7 protein-coding genes are annotated in these 4,548 nt (G+C 37.6%); 3 read left to right on the top strand and 4 right to left on the bottom strand.

The window, feature by feature from the left end; all coding sequences use genetic code 11:
* The 3 genes from repM to mobQ form a co-directional block, all read right to left on the bottom strand.
* Positions 1-566: replication initiation protein RepM (gene repM, locus ACKI4H_RS14380; RefSeq protein ID WP_407306900.1), on the bottom strand; the 566-nt coding region annotated here is incomplete at its 3' end.
* Between the two features lie 158 nt (positions 567-724).
* Positions 725-946 (bottom strand): hypothetical protein, encoded by a 222-nt coding sequence (locus ACKI4H_RS14375; protein WP_407306898.1) that lies wholly within the window; start codon positions 944-946, stop codon positions 725-727.
* 101 nt (positions 947-1,047) lie between these two features.
* A complete protein-coding gene (gene mobQ / locus ACKI4H_RS14370; RefSeq protein ID WP_407306896.1) occupies positions 1,048-2,484 on the bottom strand; it encodes a MobQ family relaxase in 1,437 nt (478 codons plus the stop codon).
* Between the two features lie 209 nt (positions 2,485-2,693).
* On the opposite strand from mobQ, the gene ACKI4H_RS14365 reads away from it, so the two are divergent.
* Positions 2,694-2,960, top strand: a complete 267-nt coding sequence (locus tag ACKI4H_RS14365) for a mobilization protein (protein WP_121980254.1) — start codon at positions 2,694-2,696, stop codon at positions 2,958-2,960.
* Positions 2,961-2,974: 14 nt separating this feature from the next.
* Positions 2,975-3,283 (top strand): hypothetical protein, encoded by a 309-nt coding sequence (locus tag ACKI4H_RS14360; protein ID WP_407306894.1) that lies wholly within the window; start codon positions 2,975-2,977, stop codon positions 3,281-3,283.
* A gap of 192 nt (positions 3,284-3,475) precedes the next feature.
* Here the strand turns inward: ACKI4H_RS14360 and ACKI4H_RS14355 are convergent, their stop codons facing one another.
* Positions 3,476-3,823: a hypothetical protein gene (locus tag ACKI4H_RS14355; protein WP_407306892.1), complete on the bottom strand. Its 348-nt coding sequence runs from the start codon at positions 3,821-3,823 to the stop codon at positions 3,476-3,478.
* A gap of 67 nt (positions 3,824-3,890) precedes the next feature.
* Here ACKI4H_RS14355 and ACKI4H_RS14350 point away from each other — a divergent pair, with 67 nt between their 5' ends.
* On the top strand, positions 3,891-4,223 hold the full coding sequence (locus ACKI4H_RS14350) for a hypothetical protein (protein WP_171540231.1): 333 nt from the start codon (positions 3,891-3,893) through the stop codon (positions 4,221-4,223).
* Positions 4,224-4,548 lie beyond the last annotated feature (325 nt).

Genomic DNA, 4,548 nt, shown 5'->3' with positions numbered 1-4,548 from the left:
TTAAAATCATACATTCGTTTGTATTCAGTCTCGAGTACACCTATTTTTTGTCTAAAATCATACATAGTTATGAGAGGCGTTTTTCCAGTACTACGCCATGCAATCAATATTTCATATAAACGAACAGCATAAGCACTTGTTAAATTACTTATTTGTTGTATTTCATACTTTGTAAATTGTTCTTCTAACCTAGTAATTAAAGGCACAATAGCAGGGGCAAAAATAAGTCTAACGACAGCTTCATTATCAATATAAGCCACCTCGCTCACCCATCTTGATTTGTGATTAATAATGTTACCTTTTTCACTAAGACTCTGATAACTGAATTGTCTTGCAAACAGGTCATCGCAAGCATCTTTTAACGCCTGATAAGCCGTATTTCGATGTACACCAAACTGATTAATATAACTTTCAGCATGAACTGTTAGTGGATCATTAGCATTTATCCCTTTACCCGATTCCCTTGCTTCAACAATAGCTAGGAGAATTAACCTCTGTTCAACTAGATCGAGGTTATAACTGGCATTGATTAAGGCGTTATCTTTAACAACTAGTTCTGTTTTCATATGAAAAGATTATATTTTTAATTCAATAAGACGAGGTTATATAATTATCTCGCTTAATGCAAGGTAAACCTCGTTTTAATGCAAGGTAAACCTCGTTTTAATATCTCTAGAACCATTATGAATAAAGGATTACAGCTTAATTAAAAGCATTTAAAAGCTTAAAAATAATTAAAAGCCCAGGGAGTAAAAAATTGCCCTTGGTTTTCGCTACGCTCAAACTCTATTAAATCTCGCTTTCGCTCGATTCGTTGGGGCAATTTTTGGTTAATATTTTCGTGACTTTTAGAAAAAGCAAAAGCAGCTCGGAATTCGCTTCGCTCATGAGCTTTTTTTCTCGCTACGCTCGGTTTAGGGATCAAACTTGGAAAGTTCGCACCCATACGGGATGCTCTGTAGGGTAGGTGGTTAATGGATAGGGAGCTTGTAATCAGGGAAAGGAAAGAGCAAATTTTCTCAGTTCGCTCGTAGACACTCGCTCTGTTTATCGACTCATGCCACGAGATTTCATTTTAGGCGCATGTTGCTGTGCTTTGAGCTGTTGTTCTTGTCTGAGTTTCATCTGTTGTTCTGCTTTGATCTCATTCACACATTTCTTAATAACTTGATAGGTTGAGTATAGAGTTTGGTATTGCTTGGCTTTGGCCGGATGTTGTTGTTGGTACTGCTTCCAGGCATGTTCTTTGAACTTTTCATTTTCCAATAAATCCTTCACACCATGTTTTTTCTGGTGTTCATGCTGACCTTTCAGCTTTTTGTGTTCCTGATAAATCTCGTCACGTTGGGCTTCCCAGGCTTTTTTTCCAAACAGTAAGGGTTTGTTCTGGGTTAATTCGTTGTGTTGATCGACCAGGCTTTGCAATCTGTCATGACTTTGCTTGAGTCGACTCTTCACGATGTCCTGGGCAAGCTGCTGATTGAACTCGTTTTCATGTTTTTGCATCTTGCCGAAGGTGTTTTCGGCCTTTTTAAAAACATCCTGCATAAATTTTAGGTCTAGATTCGCGTCTTTTGCGCTGATTTCGCGATTTAGCACTTTGCCAAGGGTTTCCCTCTGTTTTTCTTCAAACAGGGCTTTTTCGTCAATTGGTGGCGTTTTAGCACTATTTTTGATTTGGATCTGCTGTTCAGTTTTTAGTGTATTGAGTTTGATCTCATTTTCAGCAATCAGCAGATCCATATTTTTGCCGTATTGCAACTGAGCCTGATTTCTCTGTTTGATTTCGTCATTGCTTCGGCTGATTTCGGTCTCAATCCCTTTTCGGCGCAGTTCGGTGACTTTCGGCCCTTCGTGCAGCGTGGCTTCTAAACCATTCTCCTGGTCTTTGTAGCTGCGGTGGTCGACTCGGGCAGTATATCCAGCCAGATCCAGGTGCATATTGCAGATATCGGCAAAGTGTTCGCGCCAGTGTTCGATTTCTCCACTGTGTTTCTGATCCAGTTCCCGGGTTTTCTCGGTGAAGCCTTCCGGAGTAAGTTTGCGTGTGCTCATCAGGATATGCGCGTGATAATTGCGTTCATCACTACCAGATCCAGTATGCGGTGCATGAATACAGGCATCGACGGCCACCTGATGTCTGTCCACGATACTGGCGCATAGTTCTTCGAGCATGGCCAGGCGTTGTTCCTGATTTAATTCATTTGGAAAAGCGATTTCAAATTCCCGCGCAACTGTCGAGTTTTTTCGGGTTTCTCGTTGTTCTACTTCATTCCAGAGTCTTTCCCGGTTTTTTAAATGCTCTGGTGCGTCTTTGGGTAAATAAATTTCTTTATATTCCACACCGGTTTTTCGGCTGTAGTCATGTTCTCGGCCTTCACGTTCACAATAGATCTTTTCACCGGCCCGATAGGCGATTGCAGCAGTGGCGGAACGCCCTGCTGATCGTGCTACGGTTTTGACTGAAAAGTGGTAAATCGCCATGCCTGTTTTTCGCTTTTAAATTTTCACGTAGTGAAATACAACCGTGGATACGGTTGTCGGGGTATTGGGGAGTCCCCAATCGGACTTGCAAACAAAGTTTGCATAAGTGCGCTCTTCGAGGAAAACATTACTATACATATAGCACCTTGAATGCATATTCAAGTGCGCTTATGTTAGGGATGGTTTCCCAGGATGATGGTATTGGATTAATGAGTATTACTGAAACACTAGACAGCAAGATTAAGGCACAGGAAGAAAAGCTAAAACAGTTAAAGGCTCAAAGACAGGCAGCACTAGCAAGAGAACGTGCTAAAGAGAAACAACAGACTCGTAAAGATGATACTAGACGCAAAATTCTAATCGGATCCTGTATGCTAAAAATCACTGAAGAAGATGAACAGGCACGGGCTAAATTGATCGCTCAGATGGACCGGTATTTGACGGATGAAAGAGACAGAAAGTTATTTAATCTTTAATGTAGAACTCTAATATGAATAATTTATCAATAACTTCTCCCAAGGCTCCCTTGATTAAATCTTGGTTTGGTTTTGTCTTAGGTGCAGCATCTGTTGCTATAAGTCTATTTGGCTTATCCAAGAGTTTTGATTTAGCCGGAATTTTAAGTACTTTGGGTTTTTTATGTTTTTGGTATCCTTGGAGTCAAATGACTGGTTGGAAGGATCCAATAAAGAACTTTTTCAAAGTAGATGATCAATCAATGAGTAAACCATGCATCTACCTAACATTGATCGCCACAATACTGCTTATAACTTCTACCGTTATAACTTTTACTAATTAAAATTTTAGAAAATATCCAGCAATTTTGGCTTTATACAAAGTGAGGTTTTTACCTCAATTTTTTGATTTCGTATAAGAGATTTTATGTTAAGTAATATCATGAAAGGCCCGTGAATAGGACCTTTCATACAACATGTATTTGGTGGCTATTTAGTGACAATTATGAAAATGCAGATTAGGAGGCGATGCAAAATTATTTTTTGCACACGAATTTAACTACGTCATAATGAGATGCTTCATAAACAGGAGTAATCCAATTACCTTTATCACTATAAATATTTATAGAGTTAATACTGTTAATTCCTTCTCCAATTTTTCTGTATTTCCCTGTTGTACAGTTAATTTCCATTTTTGAAAAAACAGTCTCAGCTTTAAACACAGTTTTATAGATTACAGTATTTATATTTCTACTTTTACTTTGACTAACAAGAAAATATTTTCCTTGATAATAGCTATCACTCATTGCGATTACCTTTTCAGCATAGCTAAAATTGCTAAATAAGTTAGATAATATAAATAAAGTTATTACTTTGATTTTCATATGTATTTCTTAGATCTGTTTAGATTATACTTAATATAACAATTTCAAATAATTAAAGAAAATATTTATGGCTCTAATAAATTGTCCTGAATGTAATCATCAAGTAAGTAATACTGCTTTAGATTGCCCATCTTGCGGAACCACTTTGAATAAACCTACAAGAAGTTTTATTGGTAAAATATTTAAATGGGTATTTATTTTATTCAATTTATTAATGTTCGTTATAGCATTTAAAGCTTGTGGGGGGGCATCTGAAGTCTACACATCTTCTACCAATGAATATGAACAGGCTGGTGCTGCTGTTGGAACAACTATAGGTATGGGATTAATTTTAACATTTTGGGTGTTAATCGATGTGATATTAGGATTATTTGTTTTGTTTACAAGACCAAAACGATAGTTATAAATAGATTAAAAATACCGACTGAAATACAAAAATTAATAAAAAACCCCAACATCCTGTCGGGGTTTTTTATTGATTTGGTGTGACTGACGTTGCCGTTATATCCCCACATTCCACGTGTTAAGACTTAATATTATTGTTTTATGTCCTGGAACATCCTGTTCCTGATGAATTCATCATAGGAAAGTTTCAGTATTCCGGATAGCCGCAAAGGGCCGAGATTGCTGTACGCTTTTGCTTACAAAAGCGCCTAAACTTTATCGCCAGAAATTGGGCATATTTTCTGCCCTGTGAAGACTGCTAACATTGAAAAAAGTTTCAT

Source organism: Acinetobacter sp. (assembly GCF_045628685.1).
Taxonomy (GTDB): domain Bacteria; phylum Pseudomonadota; class Gammaproteobacteria; order Pseudomonadales; family Moraxellaceae; genus Acinetobacter.
Note: the sequence above shows the minus strand (reverse complement) of the source record. Positions and strands in the feature narration are given on the sequence as shown.

Bases quoted from the DNA above. Each gene is read 5' to 3' on its own strand.
- ACKI4H_RS14355 (WP_407306892.1), bottom strand. From the start codon at position 3,823: ATGAAAATCAAAGTAATAACTTTATTTATATTATCTAACTTATTTAGC.
- mobQ (WP_407306896.1), bottom strand. From the start codon at position 2,484: ATGGCGATTTACCACTTTTCAGTCAAAACCGTAGCACGATCAGCAGGG.
- ACKI4H_RS14350 (WP_171540231.1), top strand. From the start codon at position 3,891: ATGGCTCTAATAAATTGTCCTGAATGTAATCATCAAGTAAGTAATACT.
- ACKI4H_RS14360 (WP_407306894.1), top strand. From the start codon at position 2,975: ATGAATAATTTATCAATAACTTCTCCCAAGGCTCCCTTGATTAAATCT.
- ACKI4H_RS14365 (WP_121980254.1), top strand. From the start codon at position 2,694: ATGAGTATTACTGAAACACTAGACAGCAAGATTAAGGCACAGGAAGAA.
- ACKI4H_RS14375 (WP_407306898.1), bottom strand. From the start codon at position 946: ATGGGTGCGAACTTTCCAAGTTTGATCCCTAAACCGAGCGTAGCGAGA.